Source organism: Caulobacter segnis (genome assembly GCF_019931575.1).
Classification (GTDB): domain Bacteria; phylum Pseudomonadota; class Alphaproteobacteria; order Caulobacterales; family Caulobacteraceae; genus Caulobacter; species Caulobacter segnis_C.
Genome location: NZ_CP082923.1, coordinates 5,073,700 through 5,091,817, shown reverse-complemented (window position 1 = coordinate 5,091,817; position 18,118 = coordinate 5,073,700). Strand labels below are relative to the sequence as shown.

General features: G+C 68.7%; 23 protein-coding genes. 11 read left to right on the top strand and 12 right to left on the bottom strand.

Features of this window, described 5'->3' with window-relative positions; all coding sequences use genetic code 11:
* Positions 1-2: 2 nt before the first annotated feature.
* The 5 genes from K8940_RS23405 to K8940_RS23385 are packed head-to-tail and all read right to left on the bottom strand — an operon-like array spanning position 3 to position 3,686.
* Entirely contained in the window at positions 3-773 is a 771-nt protein-coding gene (locus tag K8940_RS23405) for an ABC transporter ATP-binding protein (RefSeq protein WP_223392426.1), read from the bottom strand.
* Positions 770-1,591 carry an MlaE family ABC transporter permease gene (locus tag K8940_RS23400; RefSeq protein WP_223392425.1) on the bottom strand — a complete coding sequence of 274 codons (822 nt, stop codon included), beginning with the start codon at positions 1,589-1,591 and terminating at the stop codon, positions 770-772. The genes K8940_RS23405 and K8940_RS23400 overlap by 4 nt, the downstream gene beginning before the upstream one ends.
* Positions 1,591-2,112, bottom strand: coding sequence for an outer membrane lipid asymmetry maintenance protein MlaD (mlaD, locus tag K8940_RS23395; RefSeq protein WP_223392424.1), 522 nt, complete (start codon positions 2,110-2,112; stop codon positions 1,591-1,593). Before mlaD ends, K8940_RS23400 begins: the two co-directional genes overlap by 1 nt.
* Positions 2,113-2,145: 33 nt before the next feature.
* Complete coding sequence (locus tag K8940_RS23390) at positions 2,146-2,814, bottom strand: phospholipid-binding protein MlaC (RefSeq protein ID WP_223392423.1); 669 nt, start codon at positions 2,812-2,814, stop codon at positions 2,146-2,148.
* Positions 2,811-3,686 (bottom strand): VacJ family lipoprotein, encoded by an 876-nt coding sequence (locus K8940_RS23385; protein WP_223392422.1) that lies wholly within the window; start codon positions 3,684-3,686, stop codon positions 2,811-2,813. The genes K8940_RS23390 and K8940_RS23385 overlap by 4 nt, the downstream gene beginning before the upstream one ends.
* Before the next feature lie 249 nt (positions 3,687-3,935).
* Between K8940_RS23385 and K8940_RS23380 the strand changes: the two genes are divergently transcribed.
* Both K8940_RS23380 and K8940_RS23375 read left to right on the top strand, forming a co-directional pair.
* Positions 3,936-4,517, top strand: a complete 582-nt coding sequence (locus tag K8940_RS23380) for a PadR family transcriptional regulator (protein ID WP_223392421.1) — start codon at positions 3,936-3,938, stop codon at positions 4,515-4,517.
* 20 nt (positions 4,518-4,537) lie between these two features.
* Entirely contained in the window at positions 4,538-4,873 is a 336-nt protein-coding gene (locus K8940_RS23375) for a DUF2218 domain-containing protein (RefSeq protein ID WP_223392420.1), read from the top strand.
* Between the two features lie 124 nt (positions 4,874-4,997).
* On the opposite strand, the gene K8940_RS23370 is transcribed toward K8940_RS23375, so the two are convergent.
* Together K8940_RS23370 and K8940_RS23365 are read right to left on the bottom strand one after the other, a co-directional pair.
* Positions 4,998-7,130, bottom strand: coding sequence for a prolyl oligopeptidase family serine peptidase (locus K8940_RS23370; RefSeq protein ID WP_223392419.1), 2,133 nt, complete (start codon positions 7,128-7,130; stop codon positions 4,998-5,000).
* An 84-nt stretch (positions 7,131-7,214) separates the two neighbouring features.
* Entirely contained in the window at positions 7,215-8,003 is a 789-nt protein-coding gene (locus tag K8940_RS23365) for a potassium channel family protein (protein ID WP_223392418.1), read from the bottom strand.
* A 72-nt stretch (positions 8,004-8,075) separates the two neighbouring features.
* Here K8940_RS23365 and dapF point away from each other — a divergent pair, with 72 nt between their 5' ends.
* The 4 genes from dapF (at position 8,076) to K8940_RS23345 (ending at position 11,712) form a co-directional block, all read left to right on the top strand.
* Positions 8,076-8,930, top strand: a complete 855-nt coding sequence (gene dapF / locus K8940_RS23360; protein WP_223392417.1) for a diaminopimelate epimerase — start codon at positions 8,076-8,078, stop codon at positions 8,928-8,930.
* A 3-nt stretch (positions 8,931-8,933) separates the two neighbouring features.
* Complete coding sequence (gene mtaB, locus K8940_RS23355) at positions 8,934-10,277, top strand: tRNA (N(6)-L-threonylcarbamoyladenosine(37)-C(2))-methylthiotransferase MtaB (protein ID WP_223392416.1); 1,344 nt, start codon at positions 8,934-8,936, stop codon at positions 10,275-10,277.
* Positions 10,278-10,378: 101 nt separating this feature from the next.
* Positions 10,379-11,260 carry an endonuclease/exonuclease/phosphatase family protein gene (locus K8940_RS23350; RefSeq protein ID WP_223392415.1) on the top strand — a complete coding sequence of 294 codons (882 nt, stop codon included), beginning with the start codon at positions 10,379-10,381 and terminating at the stop codon, positions 11,258-11,260.
* Positions 11,261-11,262: 2 nt separating this feature from the next.
* Positions 11,263-11,712 (top strand): GFA family protein, encoded by a 450-nt coding sequence (locus tag K8940_RS23345; RefSeq protein WP_223392414.1) that lies wholly within the window; start codon positions 11,263-11,265, stop codon positions 11,710-11,712.
* 12 nt (positions 11,713-11,724) lie between these two features.
* Here K8940_RS23345 and K8940_RS23340 read toward each other — a convergent pair whose 3' ends face one another.
* Positions 11,725-12,366 carry a trimeric intracellular cation channel family protein gene (locus tag K8940_RS23340; RefSeq protein ID WP_223392413.1) on the bottom strand — a complete coding sequence of 214 codons (642 nt, stop codon included), beginning with the start codon at positions 12,364-12,366 and terminating at the stop codon, positions 11,725-11,727.
* 91 nt (positions 12,367-12,457) lie between these two features.
* On the opposite strand from K8940_RS23340, the gene ftsY reads away from it, so the two are divergent.
* The 3 genes from ftsY (at position 12,458) to K8940_RS23325 (ending at position 14,696) form a co-directional block, all read left to right on the top strand.
* The gene (gene ftsY / locus K8940_RS23335; protein ID WP_223392412.1) at positions 12,458-13,399 is read left to right on the top strand and encodes a signal recognition particle-docking protein FtsY; all 942 of its coding nucleotides are present in this window, start codon (positions 12,458-12,460) and stop codon (positions 13,397-13,399) included.
* A gap of 12 nt (positions 13,400-13,411) precedes the next feature.
* Positions 13,412-14,026, top strand: coding sequence for an inner membrane-spanning protein YciB (locus K8940_RS23330; protein WP_223395967.1), 615 nt, complete (start codon positions 13,412-13,414; stop codon positions 14,024-14,026).
* 109 nt (positions 14,027-14,135) lie between these two features.
* A complete protein-coding gene (locus K8940_RS23325) occupies positions 14,136-14,696 on the top strand; it encodes a MarR family winged helix-turn-helix transcriptional regulator (protein WP_223392411.1) in 561 nt (186 codons plus the stop codon).
* 9 nt (positions 14,697-14,705) lie between these two features.
* Here the strand turns inward: K8940_RS23325 and K8940_RS23320 are convergent, their stop codons facing one another.
* Positions 14,706-14,984, bottom strand: coding sequence for a hypothetical protein (locus tag K8940_RS23320; protein WP_223392410.1), 279 nt, complete (start codon positions 14,982-14,984; stop codon positions 14,706-14,708).
* 120 nt (positions 14,985-15,104) lie between these two features.
* On the opposite strand from K8940_RS23320, the gene K8940_RS23315 reads away from it, so the two are divergent.
* Positions 15,105-15,509: a hypothetical protein gene (locus tag K8940_RS23315; RefSeq protein WP_223392409.1), complete on the top strand. Its 405-nt coding sequence runs from the start codon at positions 15,105-15,107 to the stop codon at positions 15,507-15,509.
* Here K8940_RS23315 and K8940_RS23310 read toward each other — a convergent pair.
* Genes K8940_RS23310 through ccmC form a run of 3 tightly spaced genes read right to left on the bottom strand, consistent with a single transcriptional unit; the run spans position 15,493 to position 16,909 of the window.
* Entirely contained in the window at positions 15,493-16,005 is a 513-nt protein-coding gene (locus K8940_RS23310) for a DsbE family thiol:disulfide interchange protein (protein ID WP_223392408.1), read from the bottom strand. The two genes, K8940_RS23315 and K8940_RS23310, sit on opposite strands and share 17 nt — an antisense overlap.
* Positions 16,002-16,169, bottom strand: coding sequence for a heme exporter protein CcmD (gene ccmD, locus K8940_RS23305; RefSeq protein ID WP_223392407.1), 168 nt, complete (start codon positions 16,167-16,169; stop codon positions 16,002-16,004). The genes K8940_RS23310 and ccmD overlap by 4 nt, the downstream gene beginning before the upstream one ends.
* Complete coding sequence (gene ccmC / locus K8940_RS23300) at positions 16,166-16,909, bottom strand: heme ABC transporter permease CcmC (RefSeq protein WP_223392406.1); 744 nt, start codon at positions 16,907-16,909, stop codon at positions 16,166-16,168. The genes ccmD and ccmC overlap by 4 nt, the downstream gene beginning before the upstream one ends.
* Positions 16,910-16,984: 75 nt before the next feature.
* Here ccmC and K8940_RS23295 point away from each other — a divergent pair, with 75 nt between their 5' ends.
* Entirely contained in the window at positions 16,985-18,118 is a 1,134-nt protein-coding gene (locus tag K8940_RS23295) for a PDZ domain-containing protein (protein WP_223392405.1), read from the top strand.

Here is an 18,118-nt window from a genome sequence, read left to right as displayed (position 1 = left end):
CCCTAGACCCCGTGGGAGATCGGCCCCTCGGCGCGCCCTTCCACGAACTGGCGGACATACGGGTTGTCGGTCGTGTGCAGCTCGGCGGCCGGGCCGCGCCAGATGATCTTTCCGTTATGGAGCATGGCGATCTCGTCGCCGATCGTCTGGGCCGAGGCCAGGTCGTGGGTGATCGAAACCGCCGTCGAACCCAGGCGTCGCACCTGGTTCGAGATCAGCTCGTTGATCGCCGCGGCCGTGATCGGGTCCAGGCCCGTGGTCGGCTCGTCGAAGAACAGGATCTCGGGCTGGGCGACGACGGCGCGGGCCAGGCCGGCGCGCTTCTGCATGCCGCCCGAAAGCTCAGAGGGGAAGCGGTCGGCCACGTCCGGGGCCAGGCGCACCTGCTCCAGAGCCTCGATCGCGCGCTCGCGGGCCTGCTTGCGCGGCACGCCGTCGGCGTTGATCAGGCGGAAGGCGACGTTCTCCCAGACGGTCAGGCTGTCGAACAGGGCCGCGCCCTGGAACAGCACGCCGACGCGCGAGAACAGCTTGCGCCGCTGGCCTTCCGACAGGCCGACGACGTTCTGGCCGTCCAGCTCGATCTGGCCGGCTTCCGGACGCATCAGGCCCAGGGCCGTCTTGATGGTCACCGACTTGCCCTGGCCCGAGCCGCCGATGATCACCAGCGACTTGCCCGGCGCCACCGACAGGTCGAGGCCGTCCAGGACCGCGCGGCCCTCGAAGCGCTTGATCACGCCCTTCCAGGCGAGTTTCGGGGTCACGTCGGTCATGAGGCGTGGGTGAAGAAGGTGGTCAGGAGGTAGTCGGAGGCGAAGATCAGGATCGCCGAGGAGACCACCGCGTGGGTCGTCGCCCGGCCGACGCCGCGCGCCCCGCCCTTGGCGTTGTAGCCGTGGTAGCAGCCCATCAGCGCCACGATGAAGCCGAACACCGCCGCCTTGATCAGGCCCGAGACGATGTCCCAGCCCTGCAGGAAGTCGATGGTGTTGCGGATGTAGACGGCCGAGCTGAAGTCCAGCACCCGCGTGGCCACCAGCCAGCCGCCGGCGACGCCGATGGTGTCGGCGACGGCGGTCAGCAGGGGCAGCATCAGCACGCCGGCCAGCAGGCGCGGGCCGACGAGATAGCGGAACGGGTCGGTCGACAGGGTGCGCATGGCGTCGATCTGCTCGGTCGCGCGCATGGCCCCGATCTCGGCGGCGATGGCGGCCGAGACCCGGCCGGCCAGCATCAGGGCGGCCAGCACCGGACCCAGCTCCCGGGTGATCCCCAGGGCCACGATCTGCGGCATCACCTGCTCGGCGTTGAAGCGTCCGCCGCCGGTGAAGATGTTCAGGGCCAGGGCCGCGCCGGTGAAGATGGCGGTCAGGCCCACGACCGGCAGCGAGAAGAAGCCGATGGCGACGATCTGGCGCCACAGCTGGCCTGGGAACCAGGGCGGGCTCAGGGCGGCGGCGGTTCCGCGCACGGCGAAGACGCCCACCGCGCCGACCATGCGCACGGCGGCCAGGGTCGAGCGGCCCAGGGCCCGGATGGGGTTGCCCCGAACACGCGTTGGCGCCTGCTGAGCCGCCTCGGCCGTCGCCATCAGTAGCTCTCGGCCGGCTGCGTGGCCGGATTGGCCGGGGCGGGCGTCGAGGACGCGGCCGCGTCGCCCGAGCCGCCTTGCGGACGGATCACCGAGCCGATCAGGCCGAACAGGTCGACCGCGCCCTGGGTGTTCTCGATCTCGCCGCCGGGCTTGAGGTCTTCGAGCGAGGCGCCCGGCGCGATGGCGACGTGCGCCCCGCCTAGGATGCCGTCGCTGGTGATCTTGGCCGTGGAGTCTGCCGGCAGCTTGACCGTCGGGTCGATGCTCAGCTTGGCGACCGCCAGATAGGTCTTCGGTTCCAGCGTGATCTGCGAGACCGTGCCGACCTTGACGCCGGCGACGCTGACCGCCGCGCCGGGCGACAGCGAGCCGGCCTCGCCGAACTTGGCGCTGATCTCGTACTCGCCGCGCTTCATGTGGACGCCGCCCACGCTCAGCGAATAGGTCAGGAAGCCCGCCGCCAGGGCGAGGACGACAACGCCCATGGCCGTCTCGGCCCATTGTTCGCGCAAAGCCAAATCCCCTTTGTTCTTTTCAGGTCCTGATCGCTCTTAGCGGCGACCAGAGGAGCCCGAACCGCCCTTCTGGAGCTGGTTGATCAGCACGTCGATGTTGCCGCCGGCGTTGTCGATCGTCGAGACGAAGTCCTGCTGCTGGGTGATGGCCAGCCAGATGCCCTTGAACTGGACGTCGACGACCTTCCAGGTCTGGCCGCTCCCGAGCACGCGCCACGAGACGGGCAGGGGCTGGGTGATCTGGCCGCCCGAGATGGTGGTGTTGACGATCACGTCGCCCGGCTTGCGGACGACCGAGCCGGTCACCTTCAGCTGCTCGCCGCGATAGTCGTCGATACGGCTCTGGTAGACGTTCTCGGCGTAGGTCCGGAACACCGGCGTGAAGCGCGCGCGCTGGTCGGGCGTGATGGTGCGGGCGTACTTGCCCAGCACGAAGTTGGTGATGCGCGGCACGTCGGCCAGCTCGTCCACCGCCTGGTGGAAGACCTGCTTCTTCTGCGCTTCGTTCATGCTCTTGTTGGCCAGCACGGTGATGACGCGCTGGGCCTTGGTCTGGACGAAGGCCTCGGCGCCGGGGTCGCGGGCCTGGGCCAGGGCCGGGCTGGCGACGGCCAGGGCCGAGGCCCCGAAGAACGCCAAAAGCGCGGCGTTGGCGCCGCGCCGGGTGGGGAGGATGTTTTTCATGGGGCTACCGGGGGAGGTCATGGTTTGGACGCCGCCGGAGGGGGGGAGGGCGGCGGCGAGTCGAAATCGGGAAGGTCCTCGGCCTCGCCGGTGGCTTCGCGAATGAAGGCTTCGCGATACTGGGCGTAGGCCGAGCGGGTGGTGACGTACGGGTCGGCGGCGTCTTCCAGGGCGTGGAAGGCCGGATCGGTCTGGGCGCGCAGGTCGACGATGGTGACGCCGGTGCGCGCCTTGCCGAAGTCGGTGCTGAAGCCGCCGACAAAGATCGAGACCGGGTCGGTGGCGATGTCCAGCGCGCGGCCGACGCCGTCGCGGACATTCAGCGGACCCATGCCGGGTGCGTAGAGATAGGCGCCGGGGCCCGCGCCCCACACGCCCAGCGTCTGGCCGAAATCGGCGCCGCGCGGCGGCAGGTGCATCTTGGCGGCCACGTCGAACAGGCCCAGCACGCCGACGGTCGAGTTGACGATGAAGCGCGTGGTCGAGCGCATGGCCCGCTTGGGCCGGCCCTGCAGCACGTGGTTCATCACGGTGTTCGGTTCGCCCAGATTGTAGACGGCCGAGCTGACGCGGTTGCGGACCACGCGGGGCGTCACGGCCATGTAGCCATGGGCGATCGGCGAGAACAGCACGCGGTCCAGGCCCATGCCGAACTTGAACGAGGCGCGGTTGAAGCCCTCGAACGGGTCCTTCACGGCCGAGACGGCGCTGTCGGAGCCGGCGGGGGCGGGAACGGTCGGGATCTGGTCCTCGGCGCGAGCGGCCGGCGCGAGCGCCAGCACGCTGGCGGCCGCGATCGCGCCGGCGGCGGCGAAACGCCGTCCCGGGACCATTCGACGCGGGCTCTGATCCAGTTCGCGCAAGCTCGTGCTCCTGCTTCTCACACGCGCCATGTATTCACGACGCTTTCCGTATCAAGATTGAAAGCGACTATTTCCGGTCGCGCTTGCCGCGTGTTGCACGGAAGCCGCTCTCCTTGATGGGGCGCGCTGCAAAAAGGTGATTCGTTCGCGGACACCAGGACGGTCTCACGGATCGCCGTTCCACACGACATGATCAGATATATCGAAAATAGCTCTTGACGTTCCGCCAATCCGATATATCTAGAATTTCGATATAACGAAACAGGATCTAAAACACACATGTTTGGACGACATCAACATCATCACCGCGGCCACTGGCGCGGTCACGGCGACGAACATCACGGTCGCCATCCGTTCGGCTTCCATGGCGAGCATCGCGGTGGACCCCGTGGCCGAGGCGGCCGCATGGGCCGGTTCTTCGACCACGGCGACCTGCGCTTCGTGGTCCTCAAGCTGATCGCCGAGAAGCCCAGCCACGGCTACGAGCTGATCAAGGCGATCGAAACGGCGGCCGGCGGCGCCTACAGCCCCAGCCCCGGCGTGGTCTACCCGACCCTGACCCTGCTGGAAGAACTGGGCTACGTCACCGCCAGCGACGCCGGCGGCGGCAAGAAGCTCTACACGATCACCGCCGAGGGCGAGGCCTTCCTGGCCAGCAACGACGCGCCGGTCCGCTCGCTGTTCGAGCGCATGGCCGAGGCGGCTTCCGCCAGCGCCGCCTTCTCGCCGCAGATCCTGCGAGCCCGCGAGAACGTCAAGACCGCGCTGCGCCTGAAGCTCCACGGCCAACTGACGGCGGAACAGATCGCCGCGGTCGCCAAGGTCCTGGATGACGCCGCCCAGGCGATCGAAGCGATCTAGAGCCGAAAGGAGGGACGACCATGGAAAGCCATGCCCGCGTCGCCACCGACAAGGCGGCCCGCTATATGATCCAATTGGCCAAGCACTGGAGCCACAAGTTCGAGGTCACGTACGACGAGACCTCGGCCTTGTTCCCGTTGCCGCTGGGGACCTGCCGCATGGTCGCCCATGCCGACGGCCTGGACATCACCGTCGAGGCCGCCGACCTGGAGGGCCTGGCCCGCCTGGAGGACGTGGTGGCCAAGCACCTCGATCGCTTCGCCTTCCGCGAGGGCGAGCTGAAATACGGTTGGACTCGAGCATGGGCCGCCGGGACCGTGGACCCGCGCGCCATGCGGATCAACGCGGTCCACTGATCCCCTAGAGCCTGTCTGGTTTAGACGGAACCATCTAAGCCAGATAAACAGGCTTTAACTTCAAACATTTAGAGCGCGTTCGGGCGGGCTAGCCGCTTACGCCTAACCCTAACGCACTCTCGGCTCAGTCCATCAGCCTGCGGGTCAGGTAGGTGTATTCCAGCGCCTGGCGCCGGGCCGTCTCGGCCAGGTTGGCGCTGGCCGCGTGGCCGCCGTCGACGTTCTCGTAATAGAGCACCGGATAGCCGAGATCCTCCAGCCGCGCCGCCGCCTTGCGGGCGTGGGCCGGATGGACGCGGTCGTCCTTGGTCGAGGTCTCGATGAAGACCTCGGGATATTTCTGGCCGGCCTTCAGGTTTGAGTACGGGTCATACTTGGCGATCACCGCCCGCTCGGAGGGTATGGCCGGGTCGCCATACTCGCCCACCCACGAGGCGCCCGCCCCGATCTGGCTGTAGCGGATCATGTCGAACAGCGGCACCTGCACGACGATGGCGTTGTAGAGCTCGGGCCGCTGGGTCAGGGCGACCCCCATCAGCAGGCCGCCATTGCTGCCGCCCATGATCCCAAGGCGCCGTGGCGAGGTGATCTTGCGGGTGATCAGGTCCTGGGAGACGGCGAAGAAGTCGTCATAGGCCTTCTGGCGGTTCGCCTTCAGGGCCGCCTCGTGCCAGGCCGGGCCGAACTCGCCGCCGCCGCGGATGTTGGCGACGACATAGGTCCCGCCGCGCTCCAGCCACAGCTTGCCCATCACCCCCGAATAGGCCGGAGTCATCGACACCTGGAACCCGCCATAGGCGTAGAGCAGGGTGGGGGCCGAGCCGTCGTATTTCACGCCCTTGGGCCGCACGACGAAGTAGGGGATCTTCACCCCGTCCGACGAGGTGGCTTCGAATTGCTCGACCACGTGGGTCGAGGCGTCGAAGCGGTCCGGCGAGGCCTTGATCTGCTCCAGCTTCAGCGTCCCGGCGTCGACCAGCCAGTAGGTGGTCGGCGCCAGATAGCCGGTGACGGTGATGAACAGCCGCTCGTCGGTCTCGGCCGAGGAGCCCAGGCCGATGGCGCTGTTGGCTGGCAGGTCCAGGCTCTGGACGGTCCAGCCCCTGTCGCCATGGGTCAGAACCTTGGCCGCGCCCTTGACGCTGTCCAGCAGGCCGACGACCAGCTTGGTGCGGGTGGTGGTGACCTCTTCGATCGACTGGCGCGCCGTCGGGCGCAGCACCAGGGTCGCCAAGGCCTTGTCTGGCGCGGCCTTGAGCTGGGCCAGGTCGAAGCTGACCAGGTCGCCGGTCTTGAAGCCTTTCCAGTCCTGCTCCATCAGCACGACCATCTGGCCGGCGACATAGCCCTGGATCGAGTTCTTGAGCGGCAGGTCGAGCTTCACCGGCTTGGAACCTTCCAGCAGGTAGGTCTCGCTCTCGAAGAAGGTCACCCCCCGGTGGGCCAACACGGCCACGACCTGGCCGTCGCTGTCGCGCAGAACGAAGGGACTGACCGAGACGTCGGTCTTCTGGCCGCGATAGACCTCGACCGCCTGGCCCAGGGCCTGGCCGCGCTTGAGAGTCTTCAGAACATAGGCGTAGCCGGATTCGGTCAGCTCGCCCGGGGTCCATTCGCGGCCAACCAGCAGGGTGTCCTTGTCCAGCCAGCTGTAGTTCTGCTTGCCCTCGGGCAGCACGAAGCCGCCGGGGACAAACGACTTGGTGGTGGTGTCGAACTCCCGGACCGTGACGGCGTCCTTGCCGCCGTTGGACAGCGTGACCAGGCAGCGCGTCTCGTCCGGCGGCAGGCAGCTTGCGCCCTTGAACACCCAGTTGGCGTTCTCGGCCTCGGATAGGGCGTCGATGTCGAGGATCGTTTCCCAGGTCGGCTCGGCCGCGCGGTAGCTGTCCAGCGTGGTTTTCCGCCAGATCCCCCGGACATGGTCCTTGTCCTGCCAGAAGTTGCGCAGGGAGCCGTCGCCGGCGAACGAGACCCCCGGCACCCGGTCCTTGGCGTTCAGGATGGCCAGGGCCTTGGCCTCCAGGTCGGCGTAGCGGGGATCGCCCTGCAGCACCGGCAGGCTCCTGGCGTTCTGGGCCTTGGCCCAGTCGAGGGCGCGGGGCCCCTCGATCTCTTCCATCCAGATGTAGGGGTCGTCCTTGCCCAGTTCGGAGAGCGGCGTGCGGGCTTCGGCGGCGATCGCGGGGTCGAGGGTCATCAGGCTCGCGGAAACAAGGATGGAGGTGACGAGGAGGGCGAGAAGGCGCTTACGCATCTAGGCATCCAGCGACGGTCGCGACAGGGGCTGCGGCCGACGGTAATGCAAATCCCGACCCGCGCCAGCGCGCTTGAGTACGTGTCAGACCCCGTCGTCGGGAATGTTCAGCAGAACGCCGCACGCCTTGCAGTGGACGGCGTCGGGATCGTGCCGGCGCAGGCCGCAGGCGTGGCACTGATAGATCACCTTGTGCGGCCGCAGGATCGACTGGATCAGGCCGATGAACAGCGACACCCCGCCCAGCATCACCGCCATCGACAGGAGCTTGCCCCAGGCGCCCGGCAGGGTGACGTCGCCATAGCCGGTGGTCGTCAGGCTGGTGACGGTGAAATACAGGGCGTCGACATAGCCGGAGATGCCGTCGTGCCGGCCGACGAAGCTCGTATAGACGAAGCCGGTGACCACGAAGACGAAGGTCAGCAGCGAGCTGGCGGCGCGGGTGATGTCCTCGACCCGGGTGTCGTCGTAGCGCCGTGCGACCGTGCGCCAGAAGAACTCGCTGTGGATCAGGGTCCACAGGCGCAGCACCCGCAGGAAGCCGAAATTGAACAGCCAGGCCGGGAACAGCAGGGTGGCCAGGACGAACAGGTCCAGCCAGACGATCGGCTTCTTCAGCCAGGACCGGATGTCGCCGTGGGCGAGCGCCCGCGCGGCCAGGTCCAGGCCCAGGAAGGCCGCTACGCCGTAGTCGATCAGGTAGAAGGTCACGCCGTGACGCTGCATCAGCGGCGCGGCGATGAAGAAGGCGATGATCGCCAGGTCGATCAGGATGACGGCGTAACGGAACCGCACCGCCGCCGGCGAGGCCCCGTGGTACAGGGCCCGCAGGCGGGCGCGAAGACGAAGGCCTTCGTGTTCGTCCTGGCTCATCGGGTCTCCGCCCTGTGTGGGCCCATATCGTCGCGGTGCATTTTGCGCCGCTTTCCACTATATAGCCGCGTCATGAGCCGCACCTTCCTGAAGATGAACGGGCTCGGCAACGACTTCGTCGTCATCGAGACCGCCACCCAGAGCTTCGAACCGACCCCTGAGGAGATCCGCGCGATCGCCAAACGTGGGGACGGCGGTGTCGGCTGCGACCAGGTCATCGCCATCGACCCTCCGAAGGCGGAGGGCGCGTCGGCCTATGTGCGGTTCTGGAATTCGGACGGCGAGGAGACCGGCGCCTGCGGCAACGGCACCCGCTGCGTGGCGTGGCTGCTGATGCAGTCGGCCGGCAAGGAGGCCGTGGCCTTCGACACCGTCGCGGGCCGCCTTTCGGGCGTGGCCGCCGGCGACAAGCTGGTCACGGTCGACATGGGTCAGCCGGGCCTGGACTGGAAAGAGATCCCGCTGTCGGAAGAGATGGACACCGCCCGGGTCGAGCTGCAGGTCGGTCCGATCGACGCGCCGCTGGTCCATACGCCGGTCTGCGTCTCTATGGGCAATCCGCACGTCGTGTTCTTCGTCGACGCGCCGGTCACGGACGCGTTCGCCACCAAGACCGGCAGCCTGGTCGAGCACCACCCGCTGTTTCCCGAGGGCGTCAATGTCGGTTTCGCGCATGTCGAGAGCCGCGACCATATCCGGCTGAAGGTCTGGGAGCGCGGCGCGGGCCTGACCGCCGCCTGCGGCACTGGCGCCTGCGCCGCCCAGGTCGCCGCCGTGCGGCGCGGCCTGACCGACCGCAAGGCCAAGGTCGAGTTCGAGAGCGGGTCGCTGGTCATCGAGTGGCGCGAGAGCGACGGCCACGTGATCATGACCGGTCCGATCACCATGGAATACGCCGGCAAGCTGCCGGAGGCCGTGGCGGCTTGAGCCATGGGAACCTACACCGTCATCAAGGCGACCGCGAAGCCCAAGCCTGAAGTCGGCGAGGAGGGCGGGCCGGCGACGACCATGTCCGGTCCGGACGGCGTCGACGTCGTCACCTTCGGCTGCCGCCTGAACGCCTACGAGAGCGAGGCCATCCGCGCCCGCGCCGCCGCCGACGGCCTGGCCGACGCGGTGGTGTTCAACACCTGCGCCGTGACCAACGAGGCCGTGCGCCAGGCCCGCCAGGCGATCCGCAAGGCCCGCCGCGAGCGTCCGGGCGCGCGGGTCATCGTCACCGGCTGCGCCGCCCAGATCGATCCGGCCGCCTTCGCCGCCATGCCCGAGGTCGACCTCGTGCTGGGCAACGCCGAGAAGGCCGCGCCCGGCGCGCTGATGGACACCAGCGCCCGCGTGCGGGTCAACGACATCATGTCGGTCAAGGAGACCGCCGGTCACCTGATCGACGGCCTGAAGGACCGCGCCCGGGCCTATGTCGAGGTCCAGAACGGCTGCGACCATCGCTGCACCTTCTGCATCATCCCCTATGGCCGGGGCAATTCACGCTCGGCCCCGGCCGGCGAGGTCGTCGAGCAGGTCCGCAAGCTGGCCGCCGAAGGCTATCGCGAGGTCGTGCTGACCGGCGTCGACGTCACCTCCTGGGGCGCCGACCTGCCGGGCCAGCCCACCCTGGGCCAACTGGTCGGCCGCATTCTGCGCATGGTCCCGGATCTGCCGCGCCTGCGCCTGTCGTCGATCGACGCGGCCGAGATCGATCCCGATCTCTTCAAGCTGCTGGAGACCGAGCCGCGCCTGATGCCCTACCTGCACCTGTCCTTGCAGGCCGGCGACAACCTGATCCTCAAGCGCATGAAGCGCCGCCACAGTCGCGAGGACGCCCTGAAGCTGGTGGCCGAGGTGCGCCGCGTGCGCCCCGACACCGCCTTCGGCGCCGACCTGATCGCCGGCTTCCCGACCGAGACCGACGAGGCGTTCGAGAACACCCTGCGCCTGGTCGAGGAGGCGGACCTGGCCTTCCTGCACGTCTTCCCCTACAGCGCGCGCCCCGGCACCCCGGCCGCGCGGATGCCGCCGGTGAAGGGGCCGGTGATCAAGGATCGCGCTCGCCGCCTGCGCGAGGCCGGCCAGCGCGGCCTGGAGCGTCACCTTCAGCGCCAGGTCGGCCGCACCCTGCCGGGCCTGGTCGAGCGCGAAGGCGTGGCTCGCGCCGACGACTTCACCGAAATCCGCTTCGAGGGCGAGGCTCCGCTGGGCGAGATCGTCGCCTTCACGGTGACCGGCCATGACGGATCGCATGTCATCGCCCGGATGGTCGTGGAGCGGGCGGCCTGATCCGGCGGGCCTGGGCCGTTCTGGCGCTGGCCCTGCTGGCGGTCGCGCCGGCGCGCGCCGACGAGGGGACGAGCGCCGCCAAGTCGGTCACGTTCAGCGTCATGACCTACAATGTCGAAGGCCTGCCCTGGCCGGTCCGCAAGGGACGCGGGACGGCGCTGAAGCAGATCGGCCACGAATTGGCGGCCATGCGCGCCAAGGGAACCGAGCCCGACGTCGTCCTGATCCAGGAGGGCTTCCGCGACGAGATCTGGGACCTGATCGACGAGAGCGACTACCCGTACGTGGCCCGTGGCCCGCGCAAGGGCCAGCGCGATCCCAACGTCTTCCCCAAGGGCGAGCGACCCGACTTTCGCCGCGTGAAATACCGCCGCAAGGGCGAGGGCCTGGGCAAGTGGGGCTCCAGTGGCCTCTGGGTGCTGTCCAACCATCCGATCGAGTGGGTCAAGTCGCACGCCTATCGCTACTGCGCGGGCCTGGACTGCCTGGCCAACAAGGGCGTGATGCTGGTGGCGGTCGACGTGGCGGGCCTGCCCACGCCGGTCGAGATCGCCGACACCCACCTCAATTCCAAGGGCGCCTCGGGCGTCCCGCGCCGCCGGGCGACGGAGGCCCACCACCTGCAGGCCGACGAGCTGAAGCGCTTCATGCAGGCCGATCGCACGCCGGGCGCCCCGCTGATCGTCGGCGGCGACTTCAACGTCATGCACTCGCCCGAGCGCTTCGACCACGTGATGCGCGACTATCCGTTCGAGGTGGTCAGCCGCTGGTGCCACGCGCGCCCCAAGGCCTGCGACACCCAAATCTCATATGACGGCGACGCGCCGTGGCTGGACACCCAGGACCTCATCGGTTTCCTCGACGGCGCGGCGGTCGCGGTGACCCCGATCGCGGTCGAGGCCACGTTCGACGGCGCCGACGAGCCGGTGCTGTCGGATCACGACGGCTACAAGGTGACCTTCAAGCTGACACCCAGGGGGTAGGGATGGGCCAGGACGGAAAGACGGGATTGAGCGGCGGCTGCCAATGCGGCGCGGTGCGGTTCCGGGCGGAGGGCGAGCCGGGCCGCGCCTCGATCTGCCATTGCCGCATGTGCCAGAAGGCCTTCGCCGGGCCGTTCGGCGCGCTGGTGACCGTCGAGGTCGCCGACCTGACCTGGACGCGGGGCGAGCGGGCGACCTTCCAGAGCTCGGAGGCCATCAGGCGCGGCTTCTGCGCCGCCTGCGGCACGCCGCTGACCTTCGAGTGGAGCGCGGACAAGATCGACCTGGCCGTCTTCGCCTTCGACGATCCCTCGGCGGTGGCGCCGGTGGTCCAGCTGGCGGTCGAGAACCGTCCGGCCTGGATCGAGCACCTGGCCGACATGCCGGTCCGCCCGCCGATGGGGCCTAGCGGGACGGCGGTCAGCCGCCAGCATCCGGACCACGACACCTGAGGATCGAAGGCGCTACTCCTCGACCTCTTCCCCGCCGTGGAAGCCCGGCAGGCTCCAGCCGAACTTGATCGCGCAGGCCCGCAGGCCGAAGGCCGCGCCGAATCCGGCGATCCCCGCCGGCCAGAACGGCGCGCCCAGCAGCTGCAGCACCGCGAACACCGCCGCGCCCAGCAGGGCGGCGGTGATGTAGATCTCCCGGCGCAGCAGGAGATTGGGCTCCTCGGCCAGCACGTCGCGGATCACGCCGCCGAAGGCAGTGGTCAGGACGCCCATGACCACGGCGCTGAACGGATGGACGCCCAGGCCCAGCGCCTTGGCCGTGCCGACCACGGCGTAGGCGGCCATGCCCAAGGCGTCGAGCCACAGCAGGGCGCGGAACCGCCAGCCGCGCTTGCCCAGTAGCCAGACCACCGTGGCGGCGGCCAGGCAGGCGAGGATGTAGCCGGGCCGCTGCACCCAGAAGACCGGCGCCCCGATCAGCAGGTCGCGCAGGGTCCCGCCGCCCACGCCGGTGATGGCGGCGAAGAATCCGAAGGTGATGATGTCGTGCTTGCGTCGGGCGGCCGCGAGGGCGCCGGTTGCCCCGAAAACGGCCACGGCGGCGTAGTCGAGCCAGAAAAGGGCCGTTCCCAGAGGGTCAAGCTGCAAGTCCATGCCCATTCATGACACGCGGTTCCGCCTCGCGCTAACCGTGGTCCCTTAAATCCTGATTTACACTTTCGCCCTTTCGACTAAAGGGGCGCGGATGAGCGACAAGCCCGAGCAGAAAAAAGGCTGGTTCCAGCGCCTGACGTCCGGCCTGACCCGGTCTTCCCAGGCGATGACCGACCAGGTCACGGGGGTCTTCACCAAGAAGCCCCTGGACCAGGAGCAGCTGGACGCCCTGGAAGAGATGCTGATCGAGGCCGACCTCGGTCCGCAGATCGCCGCCCGCATCACCGAAGCCTTCGGCAAGTCGCGTTTCGGCAAGTCGTCGACCGATGACGAGATCAAGGAAGCCCTGGCCGAGCTGATCACCGCCGAGCTGGCCGACCGCCAGGGCGAGTTCGACCCGCTGGCCGGTCCGCGCCCCTATGTGGTGCTGTTCATCGGCGTCAACGGCTCGGGCAAGACCACGACCCTGGGCAAGATCGCCGCCGACCTGACCGAGAAGGGCGCGCGCGTGCTGATCGCCGCCGGCGACACCTTCCGCGCCGCCGCCGTCGAGCAGCTGAAGGTCTGGGCCGACCGGGCCGGGGCCGACTTCATGTCCAAGCCGACCGGCTCCGACGCCGCCGCCCTGGCCTACGAGGCCGTCGAGCGCGCCAAGGCCGAGCACTACGACGTGGTGCTGATCGACACCGCCGGCCGCCTGCAGAACAAGCAGGGCCTGATGGATGAGCTGCTCAAGGTCATCCGTGTCGTGAAGAAGGTCGATCCCGACTATCCGCACGAGACCCTGCTGGTGCTGGACGCCACGGTCGGCCGCAACGCCCTGGCCCAGGAGAAGATCTTCGGCAACCAGGTCGGCGTTTCCGGGATTGTCATGACCAAGCTGGACGGCACCGCGCGGGGCGGGGTGCTGGTGCCGGTGGCGCGCGCCTCCGACAGCCCGATCAAGCTGATCGGCGTCGGCGAGGGCGTGGACGACCTGCAACCGTTCGACGCCCGGGCCTTCTCGCGCTCCCTCGTCGGCCTGAAGGACTGATCCGTGAGCGAACTGGTCGAGACGCCCCAAGGACCCGCTGGGAAAAAGAGCAACGGCTGGGTGCGGACGGTCGTCGACTACGGCGCGGCCATCGCGTTCGGCGCGGCCTATTTCATCACCAAGGACTTCCAGAAGGCGACCTGGGTGCTGGTGGCCGCCTCGGCCGCCGCCCTGGCTATCGGCTTCGCGGTCGAGCGGCGCCTGGCCCTGCTGCCGCTGTTCTTCGGCGGCATGGCGCTGATCTTCGGCACGCTGGGCCTGATCTTCCACTCCGACGTCTTCGTGAAGATCAAGGTCACGGTGATCAACCTGGCCCTGGCCGCCTTCCTGTTCGGCGGGGTGATCGCGGGGCGCCAGCCGCTGAAGCTGATCATGGGCGAGGCCCTGCACCTGTCAGACGCGGCCTGGCGCACCCTGACCCTGCGCTACGGCGGCTATTTCGCCGTAGTCGCCCTGCTGAACGAGATCGTCCGCAACACCCAGGGCACCGACACCTGGGTGAAGTTCCGCCTGGGCCTGCTGCCGCTGGCCCTGGTCTTTGTCGCCACCCAGGTGCCCTTCATGATGAAGCACATGGCCAAGGGCGACGAACCCGCCGCCGCCGAGCCGCCGGACGCCGGCTTCTAGAGCCTTCCTACTTCCACCGTCCACGGACCGTTGTCGTCAAACCGACGTGTTCGGGTGCTAGCCTTCATCCGTCGGCCGAGCGACGGCCGGATGGGGACAGGGGCGAGGCATGGCCAAGAGCAAGGGCGACAAGGCGGTCGGCGGTCTGCTGGAGCGTTCGCCCAGCCACCTTCTGCACCGGGTCCTGCAGCTGGCGCTCGATATCTACGCCGAGGAGTGCGGCGAGGCCGGGGTCACCCAGCGCCAGTTCGCCGTGCTGGCGGCCGTGGCCGAGAACGAGGGCGTCACCCAGACGGCCCTGGTCCGCGCCACCGGCATCGACCGCTCGACCCTGGCCGACATGGTCGCCCGGATGATCACCAAGGGTCACCTGGAACGCCAGCGCTCCAGCGAGGACGCCCGCGCCAACAGCGTCCGCCTGACCGACGCCGGCCGCGAGGCGCTGGAAGCCATCCGCCCGATGGTGGCCATGGCCGACGCCCGCATCCTGGCCCTGCTCAAGCCGGGCAAGCGCGAAGGCTTCCTCGACCTGATCTCCGACATGGCCGGCGCCGAGCTGCACCCGGCCGAACCGGAGCCCAAGGCCAAGAAGGCCAAGGCGTCGAAGGTCGAAAAGCCGAAGAAGGACAAGAAGCCCAAGAAGGACAAGGCCGCGAAGAAGGCGGCTTAGGGCTTTCGCCTAGACCACGATGTTCAGCAGCGAACCCGGGCGCAGGATCTTCTGCGGCTGGCTGTCCGGCTGCACGAAGGGCCGGGCCGGCGCCTGGCGCTGCTGGGGCTGGGCCATGGTCTGCATCTGCACCGTCGAGGGCGCGGCGGCCGGCCGGGCCGGGGCTGCGTCGCCCAGGGCCGACTGGAAGAAAGCCGCGCGCGTCTGGGCCGCCGGACCCGTGGTTGCGGGCGCGGAAGCGGGTTTCGATGGGACGGACGGCCAACCGGCGGGACGGACGGTGCTCATGACGCGCGATATAACATGGTTAACAAAGACTCGGCGAGTATGGTCAACGCCAGGTTAACGCGATAGCTCCGCGACCTGTGAGCGCACCCCGCCAGCGCAGCCCGTCGTCCGGAGGCCCCCGTGAGCACCTACAAGATCGTCTTCCTGGTCGTTCTCGCCGGGGTCGGCCTGCTGATCGCCGCCATGGTGGGGTCGATGTTCGCGACCAAGCAGACCCTGCCGAACGGCTACGAAATCTCGGTGGGCGGCAAGGGCGAGACCTGGATTCGGTCGCCGGATCGCCAGACGCTGGTGACGGAGGTGACCTCGGTATGGTCCTCCGCCGACCGGATGCTGGTCGAGCGCCGCACGACCGAGGACAAGCCGCCCTTCGCGCTCGCCGACTGCGACTATCAGGTCGCGGAGGGGCGTGGCGCGCTGCGCCCGGTCTCGAAGACGGAGGCTCTGGCCTTGCGCTCGGGCATGATGCGCCAGACGGCGTCGCCCAAGACGTGCGTGAAGTCGACGGCTAGCGAGCCTTCTTGAGCAGGTCTTCCGCCGCGTCCGGCGTCAGCGGGCCGGTGTGCTTGGCCAGGATCATGCCGTCCGAGCCGACCAGATAGGTCTCGGGCACGCCGGTCACGCCGAACTCCAGGCCCGCGCGACCATCGCGATCGAGCAGGCGTTGGGCGAAGGGATCGCCCAGGCGGGTCAGGAAGGCCTGGGTGTTGGCCGGGGCGTCCTTATAGGCGACGCCGACCACCTTCACGCCCTGGGCCTTCAGCGCCATCAGCTGCGGGTGCTCGATCTCGCATGGGGCGCACCACGAGGCGAAGAAGTTCACCAGGATCGGCCCCTCGCCCGGGACGCGGATCGGGGCCGGGCGGCCGCTGGTCAGCTCGGGCAGCGACAGGGCCGGCATCGGCTTGCCGACCAGGGCGTGCGGCTGGACGCGAGGATCGCGCTTGAGGGCATATCCGGCGAACAGGGCCGCCAGGGCGACCAGGATCAGCAGCGGCGTGAAGGCCAGCCAGCGTTTCATCGCGCCATCTCGTCCAGCTCGGCCTGCAGGCGCTCGGCCTCGCGCCGCCAGCGGCGGGCGGCCAGCACGCTGTCGGCGATCAGCCAGGCGAAGGCCACGGCCGAGATCGCGAAGGCGGGCCACAGATAGGCGGCGTACTTGCCGGCGTCGAAATCGAAGCTCATCGAGCGGTCTCCGCCAGCTTCATGGCCAGGCCGCGCGCCTTGCGCCGCCAGACCAGGGCTCGGATGCGCACCAGCCACAGGGCCCCGAACGCCCCCAGATACGACAGGCCCATCAGTACGGCGGGCCAGGCGTAGATCGCCGGCAGGCCGTCGCCGCGCTTGGCCATGAAGGTCGAGGAGCCCTGGTGCAGGGTGTTCCACCACTCGACCGAGAACTTGACGATCGGCAGGTTGATCAGCCCGACCAGGGCCAGGATGGCGGCCGCCCGCGCGGCCTTCTGCTCGTCGTCCAGGGCCCCGCGCAGGGCCATGTAGCCCAGGTAGAACAGCAGCAGCACCAGCACCGAGGTCAGGCGCGCGTCCCACACCCACCAGGTCCCCCACATCGGCTTGCCCCACAGCGAGCCGGTGATCAAAGCGAGGGCCGTATAGACCGCGCCGATCGGGGCGCAGGCCTGGGCGGCCAGGTCGGCCAGGGCCTGGCGGAAGACCAGGGCGAGGAAGCTGGCCACGCCCAGGCAGACATAGATAAAGATCGAGATCGAGGCGGCCGGGATGTGGATGAACATCATCCGCACCGTGTCGCCCTGCTGATAGTCCTCGGGGACCAGGAAGGTCATGATCAGGCCGGCGACGCCGGCGGCGGCGGACAGAACGCCGAGCAACGGCGCGGCCCACCGCGAGAAGGCCATGAACCGCTCGGGATTGATCAGGAAATCGAACGTGTGGCGCGCGTCCATGCAGGCTGCTTAGAGCGGCCGACGAACGCCCGCAATGGCCGTATCATTACGGAGGCGGGTCGCGGGGAGGCATCGATGAGGTTCAGGGCATGCGTGATCGCGATGATGGCTGTCATCGCGACCGGAAGCGCCGCGCGGGCGGAAGTTCGGCTGAGCCTCGATGGATGGGTCGACGGAAAGCCGACCCGCTTCATGCTGGATACGGGTCTCAGCTACAGTCTGGCGGCCTTTCCGGACGGCGCCGCCCGGCTTGGCCTGACGGTCGCCGAGCCGCCGCCGTCGGGGGACTCCGCGAGCGTGCTGATGAGGGGCCTCTCGTCGGCAAGGCGCATCCTCATCTCGAAAAGCTCGCCCGAAGCGCAAGGCGTCTTTGTCCTGTTCAAGTCGGCTCCGGAGGGTCTTGTCCCAGGCCGGGACTTCGACGCCATGATCGGCTGGGCGACGATCGAGGCCAACGTCCTGTACTACGCGCCTGGCCGTGGCGTGGCGCGATTCGACCGCGCCATTCCGATGGACCTTTCGGCGGGTCAGGCTTTCCGGCTGATCGACAGCAACGTCGCGGTGTTGGACGCTGGAGCGCCCGCCTCCCCGTTGCCCGTGATGATCGACACCGGGTCCAACGCCGGCGTGCAACTGTCGAGCGCGCTGTGGATCGCCTGGCTCAAGGCGCATCCCGAGCAACCGATGACGCTGCACAGTTCCTATTCGCCAGCCACGGAAGCGATCGTTACGCCGCAAGCCTTCGCGTCCGTCTTGCGCCTGGGGCGACTGACGCTGCGCAACGTTCTGGTTTCGGAGCTGCCGGCCTCTCGGCACTACGGCGCCGTCCCACCCGAAGCGATCATCGGCCTCGACGTGTTCGCCAACCAGGACCTCTATCTGGATGGGCCGGGGAAGACAGTGGTCCTCCTGCCGCCGGAGCGGCCGACGCCTGTCGTCTACAATCGACTGGGAGCCGCGTTCACGCCGCCGGGCTTTGTCGCGCGCGTGGCTACGGCCAGTCCGGCCAGTCGCGCGGGAATCCTCGATGGCGACGTTCTGGTGCGGCTGGATGGTCTCGCGCCGGAGGCTTACGCCGCGCGGGTCGATGCGCCGTCCGTCTGGATGCAGCCGAGCGGCACGACCATCGCCCTGACGCTGCGGCGAGGCCAGACGCTGATCGAAAGACAGGTCGTGCTTGAGGACTTTCTGGGGCAGGCGAGCCCCTAG